At 72.0% G+C, this 23579-nt stretch carries 22 protein-coding genes and 1 riboswitch; of the genes, 11 read left to right on the top strand and 11 right to left on the bottom strand.

The features are described 5' to 3' along the window. Positions 1 to 137: 137 nt before the first annotated feature. Both GGQ83_RS01175 and GGQ83_RS01170 read right to left on the bottom strand, forming a co-directional pair. On the bottom strand, positions 138 to 782 hold the full coding sequence (locus GGQ83_RS01175; protein ID WP_184381764.1) for a flagellar hook assembly protein FlgD: 645 nt from the start codon (positions 780 to 782) through the stop codon (positions 138 to 140). A 25-nt stretch (positions 783 to 807) separates the two neighbouring features. Then, a complete protein-coding gene (locus GGQ83_RS01170; RefSeq protein WP_184381763.1) occupies positions 808 to 2391 on the bottom strand; it encodes a flagellar hook-length control protein FliK in 1584 nt (527 codons plus the stop codon). Positions 2392 to 2417: 26 nt separating this feature from the next. On the opposite strand from GGQ83_RS01170, the gene flgE reads away from it, so the two are divergent. The 5 genes from flgE (at position 2418) to GGQ83_RS01145 (ending at position 8082) form a co-directional block, all read left to right on the top strand. Continuing rightward, positions 2418 to 3890, top strand: a complete 1473-nt coding sequence (flgE, locus tag GGQ83_RS01165; RefSeq protein ID WP_311726879.1) for a flagellar hook protein FlgE — start codon at positions 2418 to 2420, stop codon at positions 3888 to 3890. Positions 3891 to 4073: 183 nt separating this feature from the next. Next, positions 4074 to 5609 carry a flagellar hook-associated protein FlgK gene (locus GGQ83_RS01160; RefSeq protein WP_184381761.1) on the top strand — a complete coding sequence of 512 codons (1536 nt, stop codon included), beginning with the start codon at positions 4074 to 4076 and terminating at the stop codon, positions 5607 to 5609. A gap of 15 nt (positions 5610 to 5624) precedes the next feature. Next, positions 5625 to 6698, top strand: a complete 1074-nt coding sequence (locus GGQ83_RS01155) for a flagellin (RefSeq protein WP_184381760.1) — start codon at positions 5625 to 5627, stop codon at positions 6696 to 6698. A gap of 163 nt (positions 6699 to 6861) precedes the next feature. Further along, positions 6862 to 7305 carry a flagellar biosynthesis repressor FlbT gene (locus GGQ83_RS01150; RefSeq protein ID WP_184381759.1) on the top strand — a complete coding sequence of 148 codons (444 nt, stop codon included), beginning with the start codon at positions 6862 to 6864 and terminating at the stop codon, positions 7303 to 7305. A gap of 3 nt (positions 7306 to 7308) precedes the next feature. Then, positions 7309 to 8082, top strand: a complete 774-nt coding sequence (locus GGQ83_RS01145; protein ID WP_184381758.1) for a DUF1217 domain-containing protein — start codon at positions 7309 to 7311, stop codon at positions 8080 to 8082. Here GGQ83_RS01145 and GGQ83_RS01140 read toward each other — a convergent pair. Then, positions 7971 to 8417, bottom strand: coding sequence for a hypothetical protein (locus GGQ83_RS01140; RefSeq protein WP_184381757.1), 447 nt, complete (start codon positions 8415 to 8417; stop codon positions 7971 to 7973). The genes GGQ83_RS01145 and GGQ83_RS01140 overlap by 112 nt on opposite strands. Before the next feature lie 129 nt (positions 8418 to 8546). On the opposite strand from GGQ83_RS01140, the gene GGQ83_RS01135 reads away from it, so the two are divergent. From GGQ83_RS01135 to GGQ83_RS01120, 4 genes are all read left to right on the top strand, one after another. Further along, on the top strand, positions 8547 to 9590 hold the full coding sequence (locus tag GGQ83_RS01135; RefSeq protein WP_184381756.1) for an AbrB family transcriptional regulator: 1044 nt from the start codon (positions 8547 to 8549) through the stop codon (positions 9588 to 9590). A gap of 63 nt (positions 9591 to 9653) precedes the next feature. Beyond that, positions 9654 to 10880, top strand: coding sequence for a CaiB/BaiF CoA transferase family protein (locus tag GGQ83_RS01130; protein WP_184381755.1), 1227 nt, complete (start codon positions 9654 to 9656; stop codon positions 10878 to 10880). Between the two features lie 8 nt (positions 10881 to 10888). Continuing rightward, complete coding sequence (locus GGQ83_RS01125; protein ID WP_184381754.1) at positions 10889 to 11692, top strand: enoyl-CoA hydratase; 804 nt, start codon at positions 10889 to 10891, stop codon at positions 11690 to 11692. Continuing rightward, positions 11692 to 12330 carry an exopolysaccharide biosynthesis protein gene (locus tag GGQ83_RS01120; RefSeq protein ID WP_184381753.1) on the top strand — a complete coding sequence of 213 codons (639 nt, stop codon included), beginning with the start codon at positions 11692 to 11694 and terminating at the stop codon, positions 12328 to 12330. The genes GGQ83_RS01125 and GGQ83_RS01120 overlap by 1 nt, the downstream gene beginning before the upstream one ends. Positions 12331 to 12339: 9 nt before the next feature. On the opposite strand, the gene GGQ83_RS01115 is transcribed toward GGQ83_RS01120, so the two are convergent. The 3 genes from GGQ83_RS01115 to GGQ83_RS01105 all read right to left on the bottom strand — a co-directional run bounded on the left by GGQ83_RS01115 (position 12340) and on the right by GGQ83_RS01105 (position 15807). Further along, positions 12340 to 13416: an amino acid ABC transporter permease gene (locus GGQ83_RS01115; protein ID WP_184381752.1), complete on the bottom strand. Its 1077-nt coding sequence runs from the start codon at positions 13414 to 13416 to the stop codon at positions 12340 to 12342. A 3-nt stretch (positions 13417 to 13419) separates the two neighbouring features. Beyond that, the gene (locus tag GGQ83_RS01110; protein WP_207017856.1) at positions 13420 to 14598 is read right to left on the bottom strand and encodes an amino acid ABC transporter permease; all 1179 of its coding nucleotides are present in this window, start codon (positions 14596 to 14598) and stop codon (positions 13420 to 13422) included. A gap of 177 nt (positions 14599 to 14775) precedes the next feature. Beyond that, on the bottom strand, positions 14776 to 15807 hold the full coding sequence (locus GGQ83_RS01105) for an amino acid ABC transporter substrate-binding protein (RefSeq protein ID WP_184381751.1): 1032 nt from the start codon (positions 15805 to 15807) through the stop codon (positions 14776 to 14778). A 168-nt stretch (positions 15808 to 15975) separates the two neighbouring features. Next, positions 15976 to 16180: riboswitch (cobalamin riboswitch) on the top strand. A gap of 122 nt (positions 16181 to 16302) precedes the next feature. Here GGQ83_RS01105 and GGQ83_RS01100 point away from each other — a divergent pair. Further along, a complete protein-coding gene (locus GGQ83_RS01100) occupies positions 16303 to 18246 on the top strand; it encodes a TonB-dependent receptor plug domain-containing protein (protein WP_184381750.1) in 1944 nt (647 codons plus the stop codon). Between the two features lie 130 nt (positions 18247 to 18376). Then, positions 18377 to 19291 carry a RadC family protein gene (radC, locus tag GGQ83_RS01095; protein ID WP_260170354.1) on the top strand — a complete coding sequence of 305 codons (915 nt, stop codon included), beginning with the start codon at positions 18377 to 18379 and terminating at the stop codon, positions 19289 to 19291. Positions 19292 to 19297: 6 nt separating this feature from the next. Here the strand turns inward: radC and GGQ83_RS01090 are convergent, their stop codons facing one another. The 5 genes from GGQ83_RS01090 to GGQ83_RS01070 all read right to left on the bottom strand — a co-directional run bounded on the left by GGQ83_RS01090 (position 19298) and on the right by GGQ83_RS01070 (position 23570). Continuing rightward, positions 19298 to 19849: a cob(I)yrinic acid a,c-diamide adenosyltransferase gene (locus tag GGQ83_RS01090; protein ID WP_184381749.1), complete on the bottom strand. Its 552-nt coding sequence runs from the start codon at positions 19847 to 19849 to the stop codon at positions 19298 to 19300. 102 nt (positions 19850 to 19951) lie between these two features. Further along, positions 19952 to 20872 carry an energy transducer TonB gene (locus GGQ83_RS19985; RefSeq protein WP_184381748.1) on the bottom strand — a complete coding sequence of 307 codons (921 nt, stop codon included), beginning with the start codon at positions 20870 to 20872 and terminating at the stop codon, positions 19952 to 19954. Next, the gene (locus GGQ83_RS01080; protein ID WP_184381747.1) at positions 20869 to 21756 is read right to left on the bottom strand and encodes a cation diffusion facilitator family transporter; all 888 of its coding nucleotides are present in this window, start codon (positions 21754 to 21756) and stop codon (positions 20869 to 20871) included. Before GGQ83_RS01080 ends, GGQ83_RS19985 begins: the two co-directional genes overlap by 4 nt. 105 nt (positions 21757 to 21861) lie before the next feature. Further along, positions 21862 to 22380, bottom strand: a complete 519-nt coding sequence (locus GGQ83_RS01075) for a GNAT family N-acetyltransferase (protein ID WP_184381746.1) — start codon at positions 22378 to 22380, stop codon at positions 21862 to 21864. Then, complete coding sequence (locus GGQ83_RS01070; RefSeq protein WP_184381745.1) at positions 22377 to 23570, bottom strand: amidase; 1194 nt, start codon at positions 23568 to 23570, stop codon at positions 22377 to 22379. Before GGQ83_RS01070 ends, GGQ83_RS01075 begins: the two co-directional genes overlap by 4 nt. Positions 23571 to 23579 lie beyond the last annotated feature (9 nt).

The raw sequence follows: 23579 nt of genomic DNA, 5'->3' as shown, positions 1-23579 counted from the left end.
GCGGCGCCCCCGGGCGGGAAGGACGGCTCAAGAACAGGGAAATGTGGTCCCGCAACACCTGATGGCTCCCGGCTCCCCATCCTGGGGCCTGGGCAGAGTTTGCCGGGCGCATGTCACCGAAAGGTTAAGCGGGTGGCTTATTCCACCACGCCGCGCAGCCGGTCGAAGTTCACCGCCACCGTGCCGAGCTTCAGGCGCACATCGCCCTCCACCCGCTCGGCCCCCGTGGCGCGGCCCACCACGGTGAAGGGCAGGGCCGCCCCGCCCGCGCTCAGCCGCGCCTGATAGGCGCCATCGGCCAGCTGGCGCCCGGAGGCATCGCGGCCATCCCAGCGCCAATCCTGCGTGGCAGCGGACAGCACCACCTCCTCGCTCCGCAGCACGCGGCCGGTGCGATCCAGAATGTCCACCCGCGCGGCGGTGGCGCCGGTCGTGGCGGGCGGCAGGCGCATCACGGCCTGGCCGCTTTGCAGGGCCAGGTATTCGCTCTCCACCTCCACCACGCGCCCGGTCAGCGGCGCGGCGGAGACCAGCTGGCTGCCCTGTTGCAGCGTGATCAGCCGTTCCAGGTTCTGGTTGACGGCGAGTTGCTGCTCCACGCTCGCGAACTGCACCAGCTGCGCCGTCATCTGCTGGGCGTCCATGGCGTTGGTGGGGTCCTGGTTGCGCAGCTGCGTCGTCAGCAGCGCCAGGAAGGTGTTGAAGTCCGCGTTGATGCGGGCGCCCGCGCGGGCGCCGGTCTGGGTCTCGGCGGCGGCTGCGGCGGTGATGGAACCGGACATGGGGCCTCCTTCCTCGGGGCGGGGTTCAGATGTTCAGGTCGAGCAGGCCGCGCGCGGCGCGGCGGGGTTCGGGCAGGGCGGGTTCGGCTGGCGCGGGGCGCCCGCCGCCGCCGCTCCAGCCCTCCCTTTCCCATCCCTGGCCGCCCCATTCGCCCCCGCCCGAGCCCTGGCCGGAGGCGAGGGAGAAGCCGATGCCCGCCTCCTCCACCACCAGGCCGGACTGGGCCAGGGCGCGGTCCAGCTCCTGCCGGTCGCGCTGGAGCAGGGCGAGGGTCTCGGGCCGTTCGGCCATGACCAGCACGCGGTGCGCCTCGCCCTCGCGCCGCACCGTGATCTCGACGCGGCCCAGCTCCACCGGTTCCAGCGCCAGGCGGAAGCTGCCGGTGGCGGGGGAGAAGGCCAGCGCCACGGCCATCTGCGCCACCTGGCGCATGGGCGGCGGGGGGCTGGGCGGCGGCGCGGCGCTCGCCGCCGGGCTTTCGGTCGTGGGCGTGAGGGCGGCCAGCGGGCCAAGCCCGGCCACGCCCTCCATGGGCCGGGGTTCCGGCATGGGGGCGGGCGGTGGTGGTGCCGCGCGGGGCGCGAGGGCGATGACGGCGGGCGGCGACGGGGTGGCGGTCTCCGCCGGGGGCGTGGCGCCGGTGCGCGGCGGGGCCTCGGGTGCGGAGGTTTCGGCCTCTGGCACCTCGGGGTGCGGTGCCGGGCGGGCGGCGGCCTCGGGACGTTGCGGCGTGGCCGCGGCGACAGGGCCTTCCGGCGGCGTGGGCACCCCGGCCGGAGCGGGCGCCACCCGAGGTGCGAGCTCGGCGGCGTCCGACGCGGCCGCACTGTCCTCGGCCGGCTGGGGAGCCATGGGCATGGGGGGGCGGGATGCGACGGCCAGGGCCGCGACCAGCAGGGGCTGGGGCTGGGGCGTGGTGGCGGGGGCTGGCGGGGCAAGCCCGGCGGGCGCGGCCTGGTCGGTCGTCCTTGTTTCCGGCGCGGGGGAGTCGGGTGCCGCTGCGTCCGGTTCCGGGCTTTCCATATCCGGGGCGGGCGCGGCGGGTGGCGCGGCTTCGGCGGCGTCGGGGCTGGCGGGCGGCGCCTCGGCGACAGGGGATGCCGCCTCCGGCGTGGTGGAAATGGGGCCAGGCCGGGTTGTGGGGGTCGGGGCCGCGCCCTGGCGCGCCGTCGTTGCTGGCGCGGGGCGCGGGGCCTCCTCGGGCGTGGCGGGGGGCGTTTCCTCCTCCCCGGCGGCCAGGATGGCTGGTGGGCCGGCTGGCACGGGTGCGGCGGCGGTATCGGGCTGCGGCAGCGGCACCGGTACCGGCATGGGCGGCTGCGGCATGGGACCCTCGGTCACGGGCAAGGGCGCCCCCGCCTGCGGCGGCGTGGGCATGGCGGCCGGTGCGGGTGCGGGTGCGGCGCCGGGCGTGGGCGGCGGTGTCACGATCGCGGCCGGCCCCGCCTCGCCTGGCGCCGGAGCCAGCGCGATGGCGGGCGCCAGCGCCGCGGCCAGCACCTGCCCGAAGCCGGCGGCCGGCGCATCCCCGGTGGGGCCCAGCCCTGGTGTGGCCCCCAAGGCTGCACCGGGCGGCGCGGCGAGGGCAGGCAGAAGTTGCGCCTCCATGGGCGGGTCTCCGGCGGCCTGGCCCCATGCCATGGCCGCGCCCCGCCATTGCAAGCCGGGGGCCAGCGCGGCGCCGCGCAGGGCCGGCAAGCCGCGCCCCGCCCCCGGCAGGGCCTGCCCGCTCCCCGGCAGGAAATGCCGTCCGGACCCCGCCCCGGGCTGGCACGCGGGATGCGAGGGGCACGGGGCCACCGCCCTCTTCCGGAAGGATGCCCATGTCCCTGTTCGGCTCCATGACCACCGCTATCGCTGGGCTCAACGCGCAGGCGCGTTCGCTCGGCCATGTCTCCGACAACCTGGCGAACAGCCAGACGGTGGGCTTCAAGCGCATCGACACGAATTTCCAGGACCTCGTCACCCAGTCGGGGCCGAACCTGCACGCGCCTGGCTCCGTGCTGGCACGGCCCACCTTCACCCATTCGGTGCAGGGCACCATCGAGCAGAGCCAGAACCCGCTGGGCATGGCCATCGGCGGGCAGGGCTTCTTCAGCGTGGCCCAGGCGCGCGGCTTCGTGGACGGGCTGCCCACCTTCGACGACCGGCAATTCTTCACCCGCGCCGGCGATTTCCGCATGGACCGCGACGGCTTCCTGGTGAACGGCGCCAACTACTTCCTGCAAGGCTGGCCGGTGGGGGATAGCGGCCTGGTGGACCGCACGACGCTGGAACCCGTCCGCGTCAGCCAGCAGGTGTTCAACCCCATCGCCACCAGCACCATCGAGATCGCGGCCAACCTGCCCGGCGTGGACCCGCCGGCCACGCCCGCCGATGCGCGGACCTTCAGCACCCAGGTCCAGGTCTATGACACGCTGGGCACGCGGCGCGCCATGACGCTCACCTTCTCGCAGACGCCCGGCACGCCGGGGCCGCCGCGCAGCTGGGACATGACCATCTCGCCCGATCCGGTGGGCGGCGCCGTCACCATCCCCATCGTCTTTGGTGTCAACGGCACGGTGGAGAGCTTCGACGGCGTCACCGGCGTGCCCGGCACGCCCGTCGAGTTTCCCTTCCTGATGGATTTCGGGCTGGGCAACCAGAACATCGCGCTGAACCTCGGCCGGTTCGGGGTGGCGCAGGGGCTCACGCAATATGCGGGCACCGACTTCTCGCTGCGCAACCTCCAGCAGAACGGCGTGCCGCCCGGCGCCTATGCGGGCCTGGCCATCCGCGACAATGGCGACGTGATGGTGAACTACGACAATGGCCAGTCGCGCATGATCTACCGCGTGCCGATCGTGGGCTTCAGCGACCCCGACCGCCTGCAACGCCTGGACGGCGCCGCCTTCATGCGGACCATCGAGAGCGGCGAGGCGCAGGTGACGGACGCCAATTCCAACGGCGTGGGCAAGCTGGTGGTGGGCGCGCTGGAACGCTCGAACGTGGACATCGCCACCGAGTTCACGAAGCTGATCGTGGCGCAGCGCGCCTATACGGCGAACACGCGCGTGGTCACGACCAGCGACGAGATGATGCAGGAGACGATCAATATGCGCCGCTGATGCGGCGCATCCGTGCCGCTCCGCGGCGGCGTGCTTGTGCCGCTCCGCGGCGGGGTACTTGTGCCGCTCCGCGGCGGGGTACTTGTGCCGCTCCGCGGCGGGCAACATGCGCCACTGATGCGGCGCGGCCGGCATCGCCCGTCAAGGTTTGGTTAACCACGGTCTCACCACACTGGAACCCGCATGAGCCTGGACCTCGCCTTCGGAGCCGCCCGCAGCGGCCTGCTCACCACCCAGCGCAGCCTGGCGCAGGTGGCGCAGAACCTCGCGAACGCCTCCACCGAGGGCTATACGCGCAAGGCGGGCGACACCATCTCGGTCTCGCACGCCAACTCGCCCATGGGTGTCCGCATGGGGGCCGCGCAGCGCAGCGTGGACGCGGCCCTGGTCGCGGAGCGCCATGCCCGCGCGGGCGAGGCCGCGGGGGCCGCGGTGCGCGAACGACTGCTTTCGGGCATCGAGGCCGCGCATGGCCAACCCGGGGACGGTCAGTCCATCGGCGACCGCCTGGGTGCGCTGCGCGCCAGCGTCATCGGCCTGCGCGCCAGCCCCGGCGAACCCGGGCTTCAACGCGAGTTCCTCCAGGCCGCGCATGATCTCGCGCTCAGCTTCAACGACATCGCGGGCGCGATCGGCGAGGCGCGGCAGCAGGCGCAGGACGGCATCCAGGAGGAGGTGGCGCGCATCAATGCCGGGCTGCGCGAGGTGGCGCAGCTCACCACCGCCATCCAGCGCGACCGCGTGCTGGGCATCGCCACCGGCGACCTCGAGGACAAGCGCGACCTCGCCTTGGGGCGGCTGTCCGAAAGCCTGCCGCTGCGAACCCTGCCGCAATCCGATGGCGGGCTGATCCTGGTGACGCGGGGCGGCCTTGGCCTGCCGCTCGACCCCGACAAGGACGCCTTTTCCACCGCCCCGGCCGCGCTGGGGCCCGAGGCCTTTTTCGGCGCGGGCGGCACCCTGCCGGGCGTGATGCTGGGCGGCGTGGACGTGACGCGGCAATTGGGCGGCGGGCGGCTCGGCGAATATGTCGCGCTGCGCGACACCACCCTGCCGCGCTACCAGGCCGAGCTCGACCTCGCGGCCGGGCATCTGGCCAGCCGGATGGAGGGGCAGGGCCTCAGGCTCTTCACCACCCCCTCCGGCACCGTGCCCGACATCACCCTGCCCTACAGCGACCCCGCCGCGGGGCTGATGGGCTTCGCCAACAGCATCCGCGTGAACCCCGCCGTGGCGGCCGACCCCACGCTGCTGCGCGACGGCACCCATGCGGTGGCCGATACGCCGGGCGGCCCCACCGCCTTCACGCCCAACCCCGCCACCGGCCCCGCGGGCTTCACCCTGATGCTGGACCGCGTGCTGAACCACGCGCTGGGTGACACGGTGCGCACGGGCACGGCCTGGGCGGCGCTGCCTTCGGGCGGGTTGGGGCCGGATGGCAGCCTCGCCTCGCCCTTCCTGCCGCCGCGCACGCTGGAGGATTACGCCGCCGTCGTCACCGGCGCCCACACCGCCGACCGCGCGGCCGCGACCGCGTCGCGGGAGCGCGCGGAGGGGCTGCGGCGTGGCCTCGACGCCCGCTTCCAGCGGGAATCCGGCGTGGATTCCGATGCGGAGATGGCCGCCATGGTGCAGTTGCAGAACGCCTATGCCGCCAATGCCCGCGTGATGAGCACGGCCCAGCAGATGTGGGACACGCTGCTCAACATGGTGCGGTGATGAGGGAGACCCCCCTTGAGCCTTGAGATCACCGGCCGCCTGGCCGCCGAGACCGCGCGGCTGCGCACGCAGATGGAAATCCTGACGCGCCAGACCGCATCGGGGCAGCGCTCCTCCCGCCTGGGGGACCTGGCGCCGGACGTGCCGCGCGCCGTCTCGCTGCGCGCGCAATCGGGGCGGCTCGACGCCTATGACCGCGTGCTGACGCAATCCATCGGCCGCACCGAGGTGATGCAGGCCTCGCTCAGCCGTCTCACCGAGATCGCGCGGGACTTCCGCAGCACCGCCCTGCCGCGCCTCTACACGCGCGACCCGGTGGCGCTGGAGGCGCTGAAGGTGCAGGCGCGCACGGCGCTGACCGAGATGGGGCATCTGCTGAACGTGCGCCATGCGGGGGAATACCTCTTCTCCGGCTCCGACATCGGCCGCCCGCCCATTCCAGACCCAGAGGGGTTGGCCACCGGGCAGATGGCGCAGGATGTGGCGACGGCCGTGGCCACGCTGGGTGCGGCGGGGGCGGCCAGCGTGCTGAATGACACGCGCACCGCCGCGCAGAGCAATGTGGCGGGCGTCTCGCCCTTTTCCGACTTCCTGCAGGACGAGGCCGCCCTCGCCCCCGCGGACCAGGAGCCGCGCCGCGCGGCACCCGCCGCCGACGGGCAGTTCGTGGCCTATGGCATCTTCGCCGACCGCAACGCCGTCAGCGTCAGTTCGGGCGAGACGACGGGAAGCTGGGCGCGCGACCTGATGCGCAACCTGATGAGCCTCGCCGCCCTCGACCCCGCCCAGATGGATGACCTGCCCAACTACACGGACCTGCTGGCCGGGCTGCGCGACGGCTTCGCCGCCGCCGAGCAGGCGCTGACCGAGGAGGCGGGCGGCCTTGGCCAGGTGACGGCGCGGCTGGAGGACACGCAGCGCCGCCAGCGCGCCACCATGGACCTGCTGCGCAGCCAGATCGCCGACATCGAGGAGGTGGACCTGGCCAGCACGCTGGAACGCCTCCAGGCCACCCGGACCTCGCTGGAGGCGAGCTACCGCGCCATCGGCTCGCTGTCCGAACTCACGCTTGCGCGCTTCCTGCGGTGAGCGCGCGAGGCCTGATCTTCAAGCGCCATTAACCTGCTGCGGCGAGTATGGCGCGCGCGGTTCCGGAGAGGGTCTCTCCACCGCGGCAGGGCCTCGCACCAGAAGGGTGGAATTCCGCGGGGGCGCATGAGGCGCCTTCGTGCAGCAGTCGGAAGGGAACAAGATGTCCACGCTCGTTCTGGAGTTGCGGCAGGGTGATCTGATGGTGGTGAACGGGGCGCCCATCCGCTTCCGCAACCGCACGCGGATCGAGCTCGCCGCCAAGGCGCGCTTTCTCTTCGGCAAGCAGATCATGGCGCCCGATGCCGCCAACACGCCGGCGCGGCGCATCTATTTCGCCTTGCAGACGGCCTATATCGGCGCCGATGAGGAGCGTGGGCCCGGCCTCGCCGCCGCGCGCGACCTGATCCGTGACTTCATGGACGCCACCACCTCCCCCACCGTGCGCGAGATGCTCGACCGCGCGCGGGAGGCCGCCGAGGGCGATGACTGCTATTCCGCGCTGCGCATCGCCCGCCGGGTCATGCGCCATGAGGAGGAGGTGCTGGGCATTCCGCCGCTGCCCGCGCCCCGGCGCGACCCGCTTCCCAACCCGGCGCCGGGCTGAGCCATGTCGGACGCGGGCAGCGCCATCACCGCCTTCCGTCGCTTCCAGAAGCAGTTCGAGGAGACGCGCGCGCTGGAACGCATCGCGAAGGACCCGATGCAGACCCGCGCGCTGGACCAGTTCCGCCGCGCCCTGGACCGGGCGCCGGACATCCAGACGGCCCTGCGTGACCCGCGCGTGCTGCAGGTGGTGACGGTGGCCATGGGCATTCCCGACGGCGCGCAGCAGGCGGGGCTGGCCATGCGCGCCCTGACCTCCGACCCGACGGACCCGAAATCCCTGGTCAACCGGCTGGCCGACAAGCGCTGGAAGGCGGCGGCGGAGGCGTTGCGCCTCGATGAACGCGGCCTCGATGCGCTGCGTGACCCCGACATCCAGGCGCGCCTGACCGATGGGCTGCGCCGCGCGCGCTGGCGCGATGAGCTGGAAGAAAGCCAGCCGGGCCTGGGCGATGCGCTGCTGTTCCGCGAAAGGGCCGCCAAGGGCGCCGAGGGCGCCTTCGCCGTGCTGGGTGACCCGGTGCTGCGCCGTGTGGTGCTGGGGGCGGTGGGCCTGCCGAAATCCATCGCCGTTCAGTCGGTGGAGACGCAGGCGCGCGCGCTGGAGGCGCGGTTGAAGCTCGACTCGCTGAACGACCCGAAGGTGGTTCAGCGTCTGGCGGAACGCTACTTGATCAGCCGGGCTTCGGAATCCACGGGCGCCTTCGGCGCGCCCTCGGCCGGCACGTCCAATGCGCTGGCGCTGCTGGGGCTGCCGCCGGGCGGGCTGCGGGTCTGATCGGGCGCGCCCGTCGCGCGGGAAGCGGCGTCGGGCGCATCTTCCGCACGAACATCCTCCCCGCGTACGCCTTCCCCTCGCAGGGCGGCGGTGCGGTAAGCGCGCAACTCGCGCTCGGTGGGCACGCTGCGCGTCACCTCGCCGGCGCCATCGCGCACCTCGAACACCACGACGCCGAGCGTCGGCTCGATGCGCAGGCTGGGATTTGGCGCGATGGGCGGCGAGATATCCTGCCGCGCGCCGGGTGGCGTCTCGGTCGGCGCCTGCAAGGGGCGCTCGAGGAAGGGCGGGGGGCTGGCCAGCATGGGGCGGGCAAGCCCGACGGGGGAGGTCATGGCGATCCTTCCGGTTTCATGGGGACCGCATCCCAGAAACCATGCGCAGCCTTAACGCATCCTGAATCACTGCCTGAATCACGACCCGGGGTTTGACCGGGCGGCGCCGAGGGCCGATCCTGCGCGCCAGTGTCCATTCCTCCGCGCCTCGTCCCCCATCTGCTCACCCTGGCCGCCGCGCTCACGGGGGGCACCATCTGCCACCTGCTTTCGGTGCCGCTCGCGTGGATGATCGGGGCGATGGCGGGCACAGCGGCATTGGCCTGGTTCCGGCCGGTGGCGGTGCACCCCTACGCGCGGCCGGGGGCGCTGATCGTGCTGGGGCTCGCCTTCGGGCAGACCTTCTCGGGCCCGGTGCTGGGCGCTCTGCTGGGGGCCATGCCGGTCATTCTCATCGCGGGGCTGCTCTCCATCGCGGCCGGCGTGGCGGCGGTGCCGATCTTCACGCGGCTGGCCGGTGTGGACCCGCGCACGGGCTATTTCGCGGCGGTGCCGGGCGGCGTCATCGTCATGGTGGTGCTGGCGCAGCGGGCGGGCGCGCCCATCGCGCCGGTGACGCTGGCGCAGACCATCCGTGTGGTGATCGTGGTGCTGGCCATTCCGCCGCTGCTGACGGCCTTCGCGCCGGTGGGTGACAGCGCCGCCTTCCTGGCGCCGCGCCTGCCCTTCGACCTCGGCGGGCTCGGGCTGATGCTGGTGGTGGGGCTGCTGGCGGCCTTCGCGCTGCGGCGCACGGGCATCGCGAATCCCTGGATGATCGGCCCCTGCGCGCTGGCCATCACGGCCGCCGCCGTGGGCCATCTGCCCTCCTCGGTGCCGACGGTGCTGGTTGATGCGGCGCAGGTGGCGATGGGCGCCACGCTGGGGCAGAGACTGACGCGGGAATTCCTGCTCTCCTCGCGCCGGCTGCTCTGGGCCTCCATCATTTCCGCCTTCGCGCTCTGTGTCCTGTGCCTCACGCTGGGCGCGGCACTCGGCTGGGCCAGCGGGCTGCCGGTGGGCGCGGTCATGCTGGGCATGGCGCCGGGCGGCATGCCGGAGATGGGCATCACCGCCAAGACGCTGGAACTGGCCGTGCCGCTGGTGCTGGGCTTCCACCTGGCGCGCACGCTGATGTGCAACTTCCTCATCGGCCCGGTCTGGACCCTGACGAGCCGGCTGGGCTGGAAGTAGCCTGGCCGGGTTCCGGGCCGGCGCGCTTGGGGTTAACCTCGCGCCGGGAAACGGGAGAGAGCCATGCCGGATGACAGCCGCCACAGCAGCGCCGCCAGCGCGGAGGCCGCAGGTTCCGCCCTTCCGCTCGCCGGCCTGCGCGTCCTGGACCTGACGCTGGCCCGCGCCGGCCCCACCTGCGTGCGGCATCTGGCCGACTGGGGCGCCGAGATCATCCGCGTGGAACCGCCGGGGGCGAGCGACGCGCTGGGCGGCGCGCGCGACGGGTTCGACTTCACGAACCTGCACCGCAACAAGCGCGGCATCGTCCTCGACCTGAAGCACCCGGACGGCCATGCCGCCTTCCTCAAGCTGGCCGAAACCGCCGACATCGTGGTCGAGAACATGCGGATGCAGGTGAAGCACCGCCTCAAGATCGACTACGACACGCTCTCCGCCCGCAACCCGCGCCTGATCTATGCCAGCATCTCGGGCTTCGGTCAGACCGGCCCCTATTCCACGCGCGGCGGCGTGGACCAGATCGCGCAGGGGATGGGCGGGCTGATGACCATCACCGGCGAGAAGGGGCGCGGCCCCATGCGGGTGGGGATTCCCATCAACGACCTGACGGCGGGCAACCTGCTGGCGCTGGCCATCATGATGGCGCTGTATGAGCGGGAGAAGACCGGGCGCGGCCGCTATGTCTCGACCTCGCTGCTGGAGGCGCAGGTCTTCATGCTGGACTTCCAGGCCACGCGCTTCCTGCAGAAGGGCGAGGTCGCGGGCCAGGCGGGCAATGACCACCCGGTGAACACGCCGATGGGTGTGTTCCCGAGTGCCGACAAGCCCATCAACATCGCCGCCTCCTCGCCCAAGCTGTGGGAGGTGTTCTGCCGCGTGGCCGGACGCGAGGATTGGCTCACGAAGCCCGAGTGGAAGACGGTGGAGGGCCGCACGAAGGACCGCTCCGCCGTCAATGCCGCCATCGCCGAGGTCACGCGCCAGCAGCCCAGCGAATACTGGATCCTGAAGCTGGAGGAGGCCGGCATCCCCTGCGGCCCCATCAACGACATCCGCGAGGTCTTCGAGGACCCGCAGGTGCAGCACCTCGGCATGGTCTGGCAGATCCCGCACGAGACGCTGGGGCAGGCGGGCGTGGTGCGCACGCCCATCAACATCCAGGGCCACACGCCGGGCATTCGCCGTGGCGTGCCGGGCCTGGGCGAACATTCGGACGAAATCCTGGCGGAAGCCGGGCTCGGCGCGGAGGAGATCGCGAAGCTCCGCGCGAACAAGGTCATTGGAGGCTAGAGAGAAGCATGTCGGAAATGGTGTTCGCGGAGGGCAAGATCCTCGCCCGCGCGCAGGACGGTGTGGGCACGGTGGTCTTCAACCAGCCCGAGAAGCGCAATGCCATGAGCATCGCGATGTGGGACGGCATGGCGGCCGCACTTGATGCCTTCGAGGCGGATGACGCCGTCCGCTGCGTCGTGCTGGAAGGCGCGGGCGGCAAGGCCTTCGTCTCGGGCGCGGACATCAGCCAGTTCGAGCAGAACCGCTCGGACGCCGATGCGCAGCGGCAGTACAACGCCAAGACCAGCCTGGGTCGGCGGAAGCTGCTGGAATTCTCCAAGCCCGTGATCGCGAAGATCCAGGGCTTCTGCATGGGCGGCGGGCTTGGCATCGCCATGTCCTGCGACATGCGGATCGCGGGCGTGGGCAGCGAGTTCGGCATCCCGGCCGCCCGCCTCGGCATCGCCTATGGCTTCGACATGGTGAAGAACCTGGTGTCGCTGGTCGGGCCCGCCCAGGCGCACTTCATCCTGATGACGGGTGGCCGGCTGCCGGCCGAGGAGGCCGAGCGCATGGGCCTCATCAACAAGCTGCACCCGGCGGAAAGCCTGGATGCCGAGGTGGCGAAGATCACCTCGCAGATCGCGCGCAACGCGCCGCTCTCGCTGCGCGCCAACAAGCGCACGGTGCGCGCCGTGCTGGCCGATGCGGCCGACCGTGACATGGCGGCCATCGCCGCAGCCGCGGACGCGTGTTTCGACAGCGCCGACTACCGCGAAGGCCGCCGCGCCTTCATGGAGAAGCGGACGCCGGTCTTCACCGGCGCCTGATGACCGAAGGGGGGCACCCGCTGGACCCGCTGCCGGAGGCCCACCCCTCCGCTCCCATCTCGCGCATCGTGCGCGAGGTGGCGGCGCAATTCCCCGGCGCGCGCATCACGCTCGGCGAAATGGCCGAGTTCTTCGGCGAACGCGCCTTCGGCCTGCTGATCCTGCTGCTGTGCCTGCCCGCGCTGCTGCCGGGCATGGCCTCGGTCTTCGGCATTCCCATGCTGATCCTGGGCGCGCAGATGGGGCTGGGGCTGAAGGTGCCGAAGCTGCCGCGCTTCATCGCGCGGCAATCCATCAAGCGCGAGGACCTGCTGCGCCTGGCCGACGTGACCTCCGGCCCGCTGAAGCGGGTGGAGCGCTTCGTGCGGCCGCGGCCTGGTGTCTTCCTGTCGAATTGGGGTGACCGGATGGTGGGCTGGCTGACGGTCGTCACGGCCGTCATGCTCATCCTGCCCGGGCCGGGCACCAATGCCCCGCCCGCCTTCGGCACCATCATCATGTCGCTCGGCGTGGTCGAGCAGGACAGCCGGGTGGTGGGCATCGGCGTGGTGCTGACCACGCTGGGCAACCTCTTCGCCGCCATCATCCTGCTGGCGCTGGTCTGGATGGGCATTCAGGCGCTGGGGTGGGTGTTCTGACCGCGCCCGTCAGCGCCCGGCTGGCGTGAAGTCCCGTTCCAGGCGCTGGCTGTATTTCGACATGGCGAAGCACAGCACGAAGTAGACGGCCGCCGCATAGACATAGGCCTCGGTCGGGAAGCCCAGCCAGTTCGGGTCGCCCAGCGAGGCGCGCAGCGTCGTGAAGAAGTCGAACACGCCGATCACCACCACCAGCGTCGTGTCCTTGAACAGGCCGATGAAGGTGTTCACCTGCGCGGGGATGGTGATGGTCAGCGCCTGCGGCAGGATGATGAGGCGCATCTTCTTCCAATAGGACAGGCCCAGCGCATCGGCCGCCTCATACTGGCCGCGCGGCATGGCCTGCAGCCCGCCACGCACCACCTCCGCCATGTAGGCCGCGGTGAACAGGGTGTAGGCGAAGAGCACGCGCACCAGCCGGTCCAGCGTGACGCCCTGCGGCATGAACAGCGGCAGCATGATCGCCGCCATGAACAGCAGCGAGATCAGCGGCACGCCGCGCACGCATTCGATGATGGCGGTGCAGAACCAGCGCACCAGCGGCAACTCGCTGCGCCGGCCGAGTGCCAGCACGATGGCCAGCGGATAGCCGAGCGCCAGCCCATAGACCGCGATGATGCCCGTGATGGCCAGCCCACCCCATTGCCGCGTCTCGACGAAGGAGAGGCCCAGCACGCCCCCCTGCATCAGCACCCACATCACCACCGCGGCCACCGCCCAGGCCAGAAGCAGCCAGCGCGTCCAGAAGATGCGGAGGGTTGAGGCGACGACCAGCGTGACCAGGATCACCATCATGGTCGCCGGCCGCCAGCGCTCCTCGAACGGATACAGGCCGAAGATCGAGAACCAGAACTTCTCCCGCACGAAGGCCCAGCAGGCGCCGCCCGCCGCGCGGCATTCCGCCGCCGTGCCGGACCAGGTGGCGTCCAGCACCGCCCAGCGCAGCATGGGCGGCACCACCCAGGCCAGCAGGGCGATGCAGGCCAGGCTGATGGCGATGTTCAGCGGCCCGGTGAAGCAGGCCTTCGCGAAGTCCCGCGCGCGCTCGGTGAAGGTGGGAAGGGCGGGGGCGGTGCTGGCGGACATGGTTCACCGCTCCTTCAGCGCGACGGCGCGGTTGTAGGTGTTCATCAGCAGCGAGGTGACGAGCGAGATGATGAGGTAGACCGCCATGAAGATCGCGATCACCTCCACCGCCTGCCCCGTCTGGTTGATGGAGGTGTTGGCCACCGACACCAGATCCGGATAGCCGATGACGACGGCGAGCGAGGAGTTCTTCGTCAGGTTCAGGTATTGGCTGGTCAGCGGCGGGATGATGACGCGCAGCGCCTGCGGCAGGATCACCAGCCGCATGATGCGCCCGGGGGCGAGGCCCAGGGCGCGCGCCGCCTCCCACTGCCCCCGCTGCACGGACTGGATGCCCGCGCGCACGATCTCGGCGATGAAGGCCGACGTGTAGATGACGAGGCCCAGCAGCAGCGCGAAGAACTCCGGCGAGAGGGTCAGCCCGCCGCGGAAGTTGAAGCCCGCCAGCACCGGCCATTCCACCGTCGGCGCACCGATGACATAGCCCGCCAGGATGGGCAGGCCGAAGAGCAGCGCGAGGCCGGGCGCCCAGGTGGGCCGTCGGTCGCCGGTCGCTTCCTGCCGCGCGCGTTCGCGCCGCAGCAGCAGCCACCAGGCCAGCAGCGCGACGACCACCGCGACGGCGGCCCAGAACAGCGCCGTGTCGGCCATCAGCGCCGGCGTCTTGAGGCCGCGCTGCGAAAGGTAGAGGCCCGGCAGCGGGTTCAGCGCCTGCCGCACCGAGGGCAGTTGCAGCACGATGGCGTGCCAGAACACCAGCTGCAGCACCAGCGGCGTGTTGCGGATCACCTCGATGTAGCCGCCCGTCAGCCCGCGCAGCAGCGGGTTGGCCGAGAGCCGCGCGAGGCCGAGCAGGATGCCCAGGATGGTGGCCAGCACCACGCCCAGCAGCGCCACGCGCAGCGTGTTCAGCAGGCCCACCGTCAGCGCGCGCTGATAGGTGTCGGCCGGTGTGTAGGGGATCAGGTGTTCGCCGATGGGGATGCCGGCGCTGCGGTTCAGGAAGCCGAAGCCGAATTGCAGGCCGCGCGCGGCCATGTTGGCCAGCATGTTGTTGTAGAGCGACCAGCCCACCAGCACGACCACGATGGCCAGCCCCGCCTGCCACAGCACCCCGCGCATGGTGGTGCCGCCGGGCAGGGGGATCAGGGGCTTGGGCGGGGCCAGGGCCGTGCTGCTCATGCGCGAGGAATCCAACAGGGGAAAAAGAGATGCGGCCGCCACGCTTGGGCGGCTGATTCACGGCCTCGGTGGTTCACCGAGGCCGATCAGACGCGGGGCGGGCGGCTGATTCACGGCTTCGGTGGTTCCACCGAAGCCGATCAGACGCCTGGCGGGGCGGCCGCGTTCAGCTCAGTCTCAGCGGGCCGGCGGCGCGTAGAGCAGGCCGCCATTCAGCCAGGTGCGGTTCTGCCCGCGCTCGAGGCCGAGCGGCGTGCGCTCGCCCAGCCAGCGCTCGTAGATCTCGCCGTAGTTGCCGAAGGTGCGGATCATCTGGCGCGCGTAGTCGGCGCGGGCGGCGTTGATGCTTTCGCCCATGTTGCCCTCGACGCCCAGGAAGCGGCGCACGATGGGGTTGGTGCTGCTGCCGGCGATCTGCTCCACGTTCGCGGCGGTGATGCCGAGTTCCTCGGCCTCGATCAGCGCGAAGACGGTCCAGGCGACGATGTTCGTCAGCTCCTCGTCACCCTGGCGCACCACGGGGCCGAGAGGCTCCTTCGAGATGCGCTCGGGCAGGATCACGTGGTCGGCCGGGCGGCTCAGCAGGGTGCGCTGGGCGGCGAGCGCGGCGAAGTCGTTGGTGAACACGTCGCAGCGGCCGCTGTCATAGGCGCGGCGCAGCTCGTCCAGGTCGGCCACCACCACGGGGGTGAAGCGCATGTTGTGCTGGCGGAAGTAGTCCGCGAGGTTCAGCTCGGTCGTGGTGCCGGGCTGCACGCAGACGGTGGCGCCGTCCAGCTGCCGCGCGCTGGTCACGTTCAGGCGGCGGGGCACCATCATCGACTGGCCGTCATAGAAGACGATGGCCGGGAAGTTGAAGCGGTTGACGTTGCTGTCGCGCGTCAGCGTCCAGGTCGAGTTGTTGGAGAGGATGTCCACCTCACCCGAGGAGAGGGCCGGGAAGCGGCTCTGCGTCGTCACGGGCACGAACTGCACGCGGTTCGGGTCGCCGAAGATGGTGATGGCGACGGAGCGGCAGACCTCCACGTTGAAGCCCTGCCACTGGCCCTGGGCATTGGGAAAACCGAACCCGGGGTTGGAGGGGCCCTGCACGCCGCAGAGCAGCTGCCCGCGGGCGCGGATCTGGTCGAGGTCGCGCCCGGCCATCGCCTGGCTCGGGCCGAACATCAGGAACGCCGCCGCGGCGGCGGCGAACGCGGTGAGCTTCATTGGTGTGATGTCCCTTCGCTTGCCCGCGAGCCATGCCTCTTGGGCCGGGCAGCCATGTGCCAAGTGGCCATCAGCCTTTCAAGATGGTTACCATAGATTCAGAAAAAATTTTTGCGGGGCCGGTTCATGGCTTGCGGAACCGCCTTGGCACCCCAATCCCGGCCGGATTACATGGCCCCATGCGACGGTGCCCCGATGAGGGGTGAAACGGGAACGCGCGACGCGGGGCCAGCCCCCGCCAATCCGCGGCTGCCCCCGCAACTGTAGGCGGCGAGCCTGGGTCCATATCGCCATTGCCCCCATCCCGGGGTGAGAAGGCGGACCCAGGCCGTGACCCGCGAGCCAGGAGACCGGCCGTCGCAGAGTTGTTCTCGCGCGTGCCGGGCGGGGTGCACCGGTGCCACGGAACCGTGTTCCGGATGCGGGCTCGACGTCAGCCGTCGTGCGGGGATGCCCCCGCGCGGCATGTCGTCACGCGCAACCCGGGGGAACCCCATGCGCCATCTGTTGCTGTCCACCGCCGCCTTGCTGGCCGCGGCCTTGCCCGTGCTTGCCCAGGAGGCGGCCACGGCCCTGCCCGAGACCATCGTCACCGCCACCCGCGTGCCCACGGCGCTGGAGCGCGTGCCGGCCTCCATCACCATCATCACCCGCCAGCAGATCGAGGAGCGCGGCCACGCCACGCTCGCCGAGGCGCTCTCCGCCGTGCCGGGGCTGCGCCTCGCGCCGTCTGGCGGGCCGGGCCAGCAGGCCAGCGTCTTCCTGCGCGGCAATTCCAGCCGCTCCGTGCTGGTGCTGCTGGACGGGGTGCCGCTGAACGACCCCTCCGAAGCCAATGGCGCCTTCAACTTCGGCAATGACCTGCTCTTCGACGTGGAGCGCATCGAGGTGCTGCGCGGCCCGGCCTCCTCGCTCTACGGCAGCGCGGCGGTGGGCGGCGTGGTGAACCTCGTCACCCGCCGCGCCGCCAGCCGTCCCTTCGCGCCCTATGGCGAGCTGGCGGGCGGCACCCAGGGCACGGTGCGCGGGGGGCTGGGCGCCACCGGCACGATCGGCGCCTTCGACTACCTGGCCAGCGCCAATGGCCTCCGCACCGATGGCTTCAACGCCACCGCCCGCCGCTTCCGCAACACGCTGAACGAGCGCGACGGGCTGCAGGCGGGCGCGCTGGCGCTGCGCCTGGGCTGGACGCCCATGGAGGGCACCCGCGTCGAGGGCACGCTGCGCTACCGCCAGAACCGCTTCGACCTGGACAGCGTGCCGCGCGACGACCCGAACTCCACGGGCGATGACCGGCGCCTCATGGGCCAGCTCCGCGCCGAGACGCGGCTGCTGGACGGGCTCTGGACCACGGGCTTCCGCGTGGCCTTCACCCAGGACCGCCGCGCCTATGTGAACCTGCCCGACGCGCGCAGCACCGCCTCCACCCGCGACCATTACCGGGGCGAGCGGCTGGGCTTCGACTGGGGCAACACGCTGCGCCTGCCGGGGCTGGGCTTCGCCACCGATGGCGCGCTGAATTTCGGCGTGACCCATGCGCGCGAGGAGGTGTTCAGCCTGGCCGGCAACACCCCCTTCCAGACGCGCGTGAACGCCGCGCAGGACAGCACGGCCGGCCACATCGCCCTGCAATACCGGCTGTGGAACCGGATGGACGTGACGGCCGGGCTGCGCCACGACGCGGTGGGCAGCTTCACCGGCGCCACCACCTGGCGCGCCGGCGTGGTCTATCACGTGCCGGAGCTGGGGGCGCGGCTGCGCGCCTCGGGCGGCAGCGGCTTCAACGCGCCCTCGCTGTTCCAGCGCTTCGGCACCATCGGCACCGCCTTCCGCGGCAACCCGAACCTGCGGCCCGAGCGCAGCCTGGGCTATGAGCTGGGCGGCGAGCTGGACCTGCCGCTCTTCGGCCGGCCCGATTTCGCCACGCTGGGCGCCACCTGGTTCCAGTCGCGTGTGCGGGACCTCATCATCTTCCAGGGAACGAGCGTCGCCAATGTGGACCGGGCGAACCTTCAGGGCGTGGAGCTGACGCTGGCGGTGCGGCCCGCGCCCTGGCTCTCGGCCGAGCTGGGCTGGACCATCACGGACGCCACCGATGCCCGCACCCGCCGCCCGCTGCCCCGCCGGCCGGAGCATGTGATCAGCGCCACCGCGCGCCTGACGCCACTGCCGGGGCTGGTCATCGCGCCGCAGCTGCAATTCACCGGCCGCTCGCCCGAGGGGCCTTTCGCGAGCTACCGCGACGACGGCACCTCCTTCACCACCGAGCGGCGGAACAAGACCGGCACGCTGTTCAACATCACCGCCAGCTATGTGGTGCGCGAGGGCATCACCGCCTTCGTGGAGGGCCGCAACCTGGGCAATTCCCGATGGGAGCCGGTGAACGGCTTCCAGACGCCCGGGCGCAGCCTGTTGGTGGGCACGCGCTTCGGCTTCTGAGGCGGAGAGGCGGCGGGCGCGGATCTGCCCGCCGCCGAAATTTTACCAATAAGTAAAATGTGAATGAAAAATTACTTTCAAGGGAAACCTGGGATGGTATGTCACGCCCCCTGCGGCCAGAAGGGCGATGATGATGTGGTGGCAAGCCTTGGTGCGGCGCGTTCTGCCCGCGGCACGCGGCGCACCTGAACGGGCCTCGGCCGGCCCGCGCTATCCGGATGCGGTCTATCGCGGCGGCCGCGCCGAGGCGGGGGGCTTTCGTGACACGGGCGGCCGCCATGGGCCGGCCCTGCGGGAGAGCGGCGCGCTCTCGCGCGAGGCGCCCCGCCAGCCCGAGGGCACCCCGTCCGACGCGGCCGTGCTCCCCTTCGCCAGCACCGGCCCGCACGGCCACCGCGCCCGCATGCGGGACAAGCTGCTGACGCGCGGCCCCGACGCCCTGGCCGATTACGAGTTGCTGGAGATGCTGCTCTTCCTCGCCATGCCCAAGGGCGACACCAAGCCGCTCGCCAAGGCGCTGATCAACCGTTTCGGCAGCTTCGCCCAGGTGCTGGCCGCCCCGCAGCAGGCGCTGATGGACGCGCGCGGCCTGGGCCCGCACAGCGTGGCGGCGCTGAAGCTGGTGCAGGCCTCGGCCCTGCGGATGGCGCGGGCCGAGGTGATGGACGCGCCTGTGCTGAACAAATGGGACCTGCTGATGGATTACCTGAAGCTGGTCATGGCGCGGGAGAAGACGGAGCAGTTCCGCATCCTGTTCCTCGACAGCAAGAACCGCCTGATCGCGGACGAGGCCCAGGCGCGCGGCACGGTGAACCACACGCCCGTCTATCCGCGCGAGGTGGTGAAGCGTGCGCTGGAACTGCACGCCACCGCCCTGATCCTGGTCCACAACCACCCGAGCGGCGACCCCACCCCCTCCCGCGCCGACATCGAGATGACGCGGGAGGTGAAGGCCGCGGGCGAGATTCTCTCCATCGCGGTGCATGACCACCTGATCATCGGCAATGGCGAGGTGCTGAGCTTCCGCCGCGAGGGGTTGCTGTAAAACCTGTTATCCCCGCCCCGGCACCCAGGTCACGTCGCGCGCGCCATTGTCGTTGCAGCGCCGCGCCAGCACGAAAAGGTGGTCCGAGAGGCGATTGAGGTAGCGCACCGCCTCGGCGTTCACTTCCTCCACGGCGGCCAGCGCCACCACCAGCCGCTCCGCCCGGCGGGCCACGGTGCGGGCCAGGTGGGCATGGGCGGCGGCCGCGCTGCCGCCGGGCAGCACGAAGCTTCGCAGCGGCGGAATATGGGCGTTCATTGCCGCCACCTCCTGTTCGAGGCGCAGGCATTGCGCGGCGGTCACGCGCAGCCGCCCACCCGCGGCGCCCGGCACGCAGAGATCGGCGCCCAGGTCGAACAGGTCGTTCTGGATGCGCGCCACCATCGCATCGGCCTCGGGGTCCAGATGCAGGCGCAGCAGGCCCAGCACCGCGTTCACCTCATCCACCGTGCCATAGGTCTCGACGCGCAGCGCGTCCTTCCGCACCCGGCTGCCATCGCCGAGCGAGGTCTCGCCCCCATCGCCGCCCCGGGTCGTGATCACGTCCAGCCGCACCATTCGAACCACCCCTAGAGCATGCTGCGTTCACGCAGCATGCTCCAGCCTTCGTTGAGAGCGGGATTCAACGCTTTCGGTGATGCCACCTCAACGCATCCCGCTCTAATCCAGTCGGAACCGCACCGTGCTGCGGAGATGGGCCTCCACCGGCCGCCCGCCGTCGAGGGCCGGGCGGAAGCGCCAGTTCAGCACCGCGCGCCGCGCCGCCGCGTCCAACATGGGATGGCCGGAGCTTTGCGCCACCTCGGCCCCCACCACGCGGCCCTCGGCATCCACCCGCAGGTCCAGCACCACGGCGCCCTGCTGGCCGCGCTGGCGGGCCATCTCCGGATAGGCGGGGCCGGCATTGCGGAAGCCGGCATCGGGGCGGGGCGGGGCGCTGGGCCCGGCGGGCGCGCCCAGCGAGGTGGCGGCGGGCGCGCCGGTGGCGGGGCCGCTGACCTGCGTGGGCGTGGGGGGCGCGGCACTCGGCGCGGCGGCGCGGCGCGGCACTGGCCGCGGGGCAGGGCGCGGGGCCGGTGCCTGGGCGACAGGGGTTGGCGCGGGTTCGGGCTCGGGCTCGGTCTGGGGGGGCGGCGCCTCGGCCAGGGCGGCCGGCGGGGGAGGCGGTGGGGCTGGCGCCGCGATCTCGGCCGGGGAATCGGCGGGCGGCGGCGGGGCGGCCGTGACCGGGGTTTCGGCCACAGGCGGCGGCGGGGCCGGCAGCGCCGCCATGGCCATGGGCGCAGGTGGCGGCGGCACGGCCGAGGGCAAAGGCGGCAGCTGTGCCAGCGGGCCGGGCATCGGCGGCGGCGCCACGATGGCCGGCGGCGCCGGCATGGGCGGCTCCGGCCCGCCATCCCCCGCCTCGCCCGGCGCGGCCTCGGCCCAGACCACCTCCATGCCCGAAGGCGCTGCAGGCTCGGGCCGGGGCGTGGGCACCAGCATCCAGCCCAGCACCGCCAGCGCCAGCCCATGCGCGGCCAGGCTGGCGGGCAGGCCCCAGCCGGTCGGCGCCGGGGCGGGGGGCCGCCGCCAGGTCACAGCACCACCACGCCCCGATGCTTGGCCTTGCCCTCGGGCTCGACATGGATGGTGATGGTGGCCTCGCCCAGCTCGGCGCGCAGCGCGGCCTCGATGCGGTCGCAGATCACATGCGCGTCCTCCACCGGCATGGCGCCGGGGACGACCAGGTGGAATTCCACGAAGGCGATGCGCCCGGCGCGGCGGGCGCGGATGTCATGCGCCTCGATGGCGCCCTCGGCGGCGCGGGCCAGCACCTCGCGGATGCGCGTCATGGTCTCGGGGGGCATGGCCTCGTCCATCAGGCCGCCCACGCTCTCGCGCATCAGCCGCACGCCGCTGAAGAGGATGTTCACCGCCGTCACGGCGGCCAGCAGCGGGTCGAGCCAGAGCATTCCCGTCGCCATGGCCAGCGTCAGCCCGGCAATGGCGCCGGTCGAGGTCACCACATCCGCCAGCAGGTGCCGCGCATCGGCCACCAGCGCCGGGGATTGCAGGGCGCGGCCGCGGCGGAACAGCACCCAGCTCCAGCCCGCGTTGAGGGCGGTGGCCAGCACCGCCACCGCCACCGCGGCCAGCGGAAGTTCGGGTGTGCGGGGGTTGTTCCAGCTCAACCACGCCTCGTTCAGGATGATGAAGGCCGCGACCAGGATCAGCGCCCCCTCCAGCACCGCCGAGAAATACTCGGCCTTGTGGTGGCCATAGGGGTGGTTGGCATCGGCCGGCATGGACGCGTAGCGGATGGCGACCAGCGCCGCGCAGGCGGCGGCCACGTTCACCACGCTCTCCAGCGCATCGGCGAAGAGGGCGACGCTGTCCGTCATCCACCAGGCCACGGTCTTGAGGCCGAGCACGGTGATGGCGACGGCCACGCTGGTGGCGGCCAGGGTCTCGGCGCGTTGCAAGCTCTTCCTCACATTGGCGGGCGGGGAAGGTCTAGCCTTTCCGGCGCGGGGGGCGGAACCCTGAATGGCGCGGGGCCGCCCCGCCTCCACGCGGAACCGGCGCGGTCAGTCGGGAAGGCTGCGGTCGCCCTCGCCCAGGGCGCGCTGCATGGTGACCACGTCCACCCATTGGCCGAACTTCAGCCCCACCGCGCGCATCAGCCCCACCTGGCGGAAGCCCAGGGCCGCGTGCAGGCCGATGGAGCCCACATTCTCGCTGTCGCCGATGACCGCGATCATCTGGCGGAAGCCCAGCGCCTCGGCGCGGGCCAGCAGGGCCTGGACCAGCGCCTTGCCCACGCCCATGCCGCGCTGGTCGTCGCGGACATAGATGCTGTCCTCGGCGGTGAAGCGATAGGCGCTGCGGTCGCGGAAAGGGGCGAAATAGCCATAGCCCACCACGCTGCCATCCTGCTCGGCCACCAGCCAAGCGCAGCCGCCCTTCTGCACCTTCTCCAGGCGCTGGGCCATCTCGGCCTCGCTGGGGGGGGTCTCCTCGAAGGTGCCGGTGCCGGTGCGGACATGGTGGGCGTAGATGGCGGTGATGCCGGGCAGGTCGGCCGGTGTTGCGTCGCGCAGGTTCATGCGGCCTCTCCCATCATGGCGGAAACGCGGGCGGCCAGCGCCAGCAGCGCACGGTCCCGCCCGGGAGCCGCGACGAGCGAGAGGCCGACCGGCGCTCCCTCCACCTGGCCCGCGGGCAGCGACACCTCGCACAGCGAGGCGAGGCCGGCGATCGCGGTGACGCGCATCGTGATTTCGCGCACCATGTTCTGCTCGGGCTGGCCGGCGGTCAGCTTTGGCGCGGGCAGGGGGCTGGTGGGGTAGGCCAGCACGGCGCCGCCCCCCAGCAGGGCGCCCATGCGGCGCTTGAAGCCGCGGCGGAAGGCGCGGGCGGCGGCCGCCTTGGCCGGGTCCATGTCGCGGGCGGCGGCGAAGCGCTCGCCCACGCCGGGGCCGAATTTCGGGCTGTTGGCGGCGATCCAGGCGCCGAGCGTCGCCCAGGCCTCCTGCGCCTGCATGCAGCGGAAATGCTCGGCCACCACCGGCAGCCCTTCGGGGGCAAGGCGGATGTTCAGGGCGGTTCCGGCCACGCGCTCCAGCGCGGACATGGCGGGGGCCATGGCGGCGGCGGTGGCGGGGTCGGCGTTGATCCAGGCCTCCTCCACCTTCAGCACGGGGCCGAGCGCGCCGCCCGCGCTGTCGGCCGGCAGCAGCACATCGCCCACCTTCTCCATGATGGCGGCGTCGCGCGCGAACCAGCCGCAGGTGTCGAAGGAGGGGCCAAGCCCCGCCGCCCCCGTCAGCGCCACCGCCCCCCAGGAGGGGCGCAGGCCGAAGACGCCGCAATAGCTGGCCGGGATGCGCACGCTGCCGCCCGTGTCGGTGCCCAGCGCGAAATCCACCAGCCCCGCCGCCACCGCGGCCGCCGAGCCGCAGGAGGAACCGCCCGGGAAACGGTCCGGCGCGTTGGGGTTGAGGGGGGTGCCGTGCCAGACATTCTCGCCCGTCAGCCCATAGGCGAGTTCGACGGTCTTGGTCTTGCCCAGCAGCGCGGCCCCGGCTTCCAGCAGGGCCAGCACCACGGGGGCGGTCGCGGCGGCGACGGGCTGGGTGCGCGCCCAGTCCGGGTTGCCATAGGTGGTGGGGTGCCCCTTCAGGTCGAAGAGGTCCTTGATGGCGAAGCTCAGCCCATCCAGGACGCCTGACCCGGTGGGGGCGGCCGTGGCGGGCTCGCCTGGGATGAAGGCGTGGACGGGGTCTGGCGCGGTCATGGCGTTTGG

It is taken from the genome of Roseococcus suduntuyensis (genome assembly GCF_014196305.1).
Lineage (GTDB): Bacteria > Pseudomonadota > Alphaproteobacteria > Acetobacterales > Acetobacteraceae > Roseococcus > Roseococcus suduntuyensis.
Note: the sequence above shows the minus strand (reverse complement) of the source record. Positions and strands in the feature narration are given on the sequence as shown.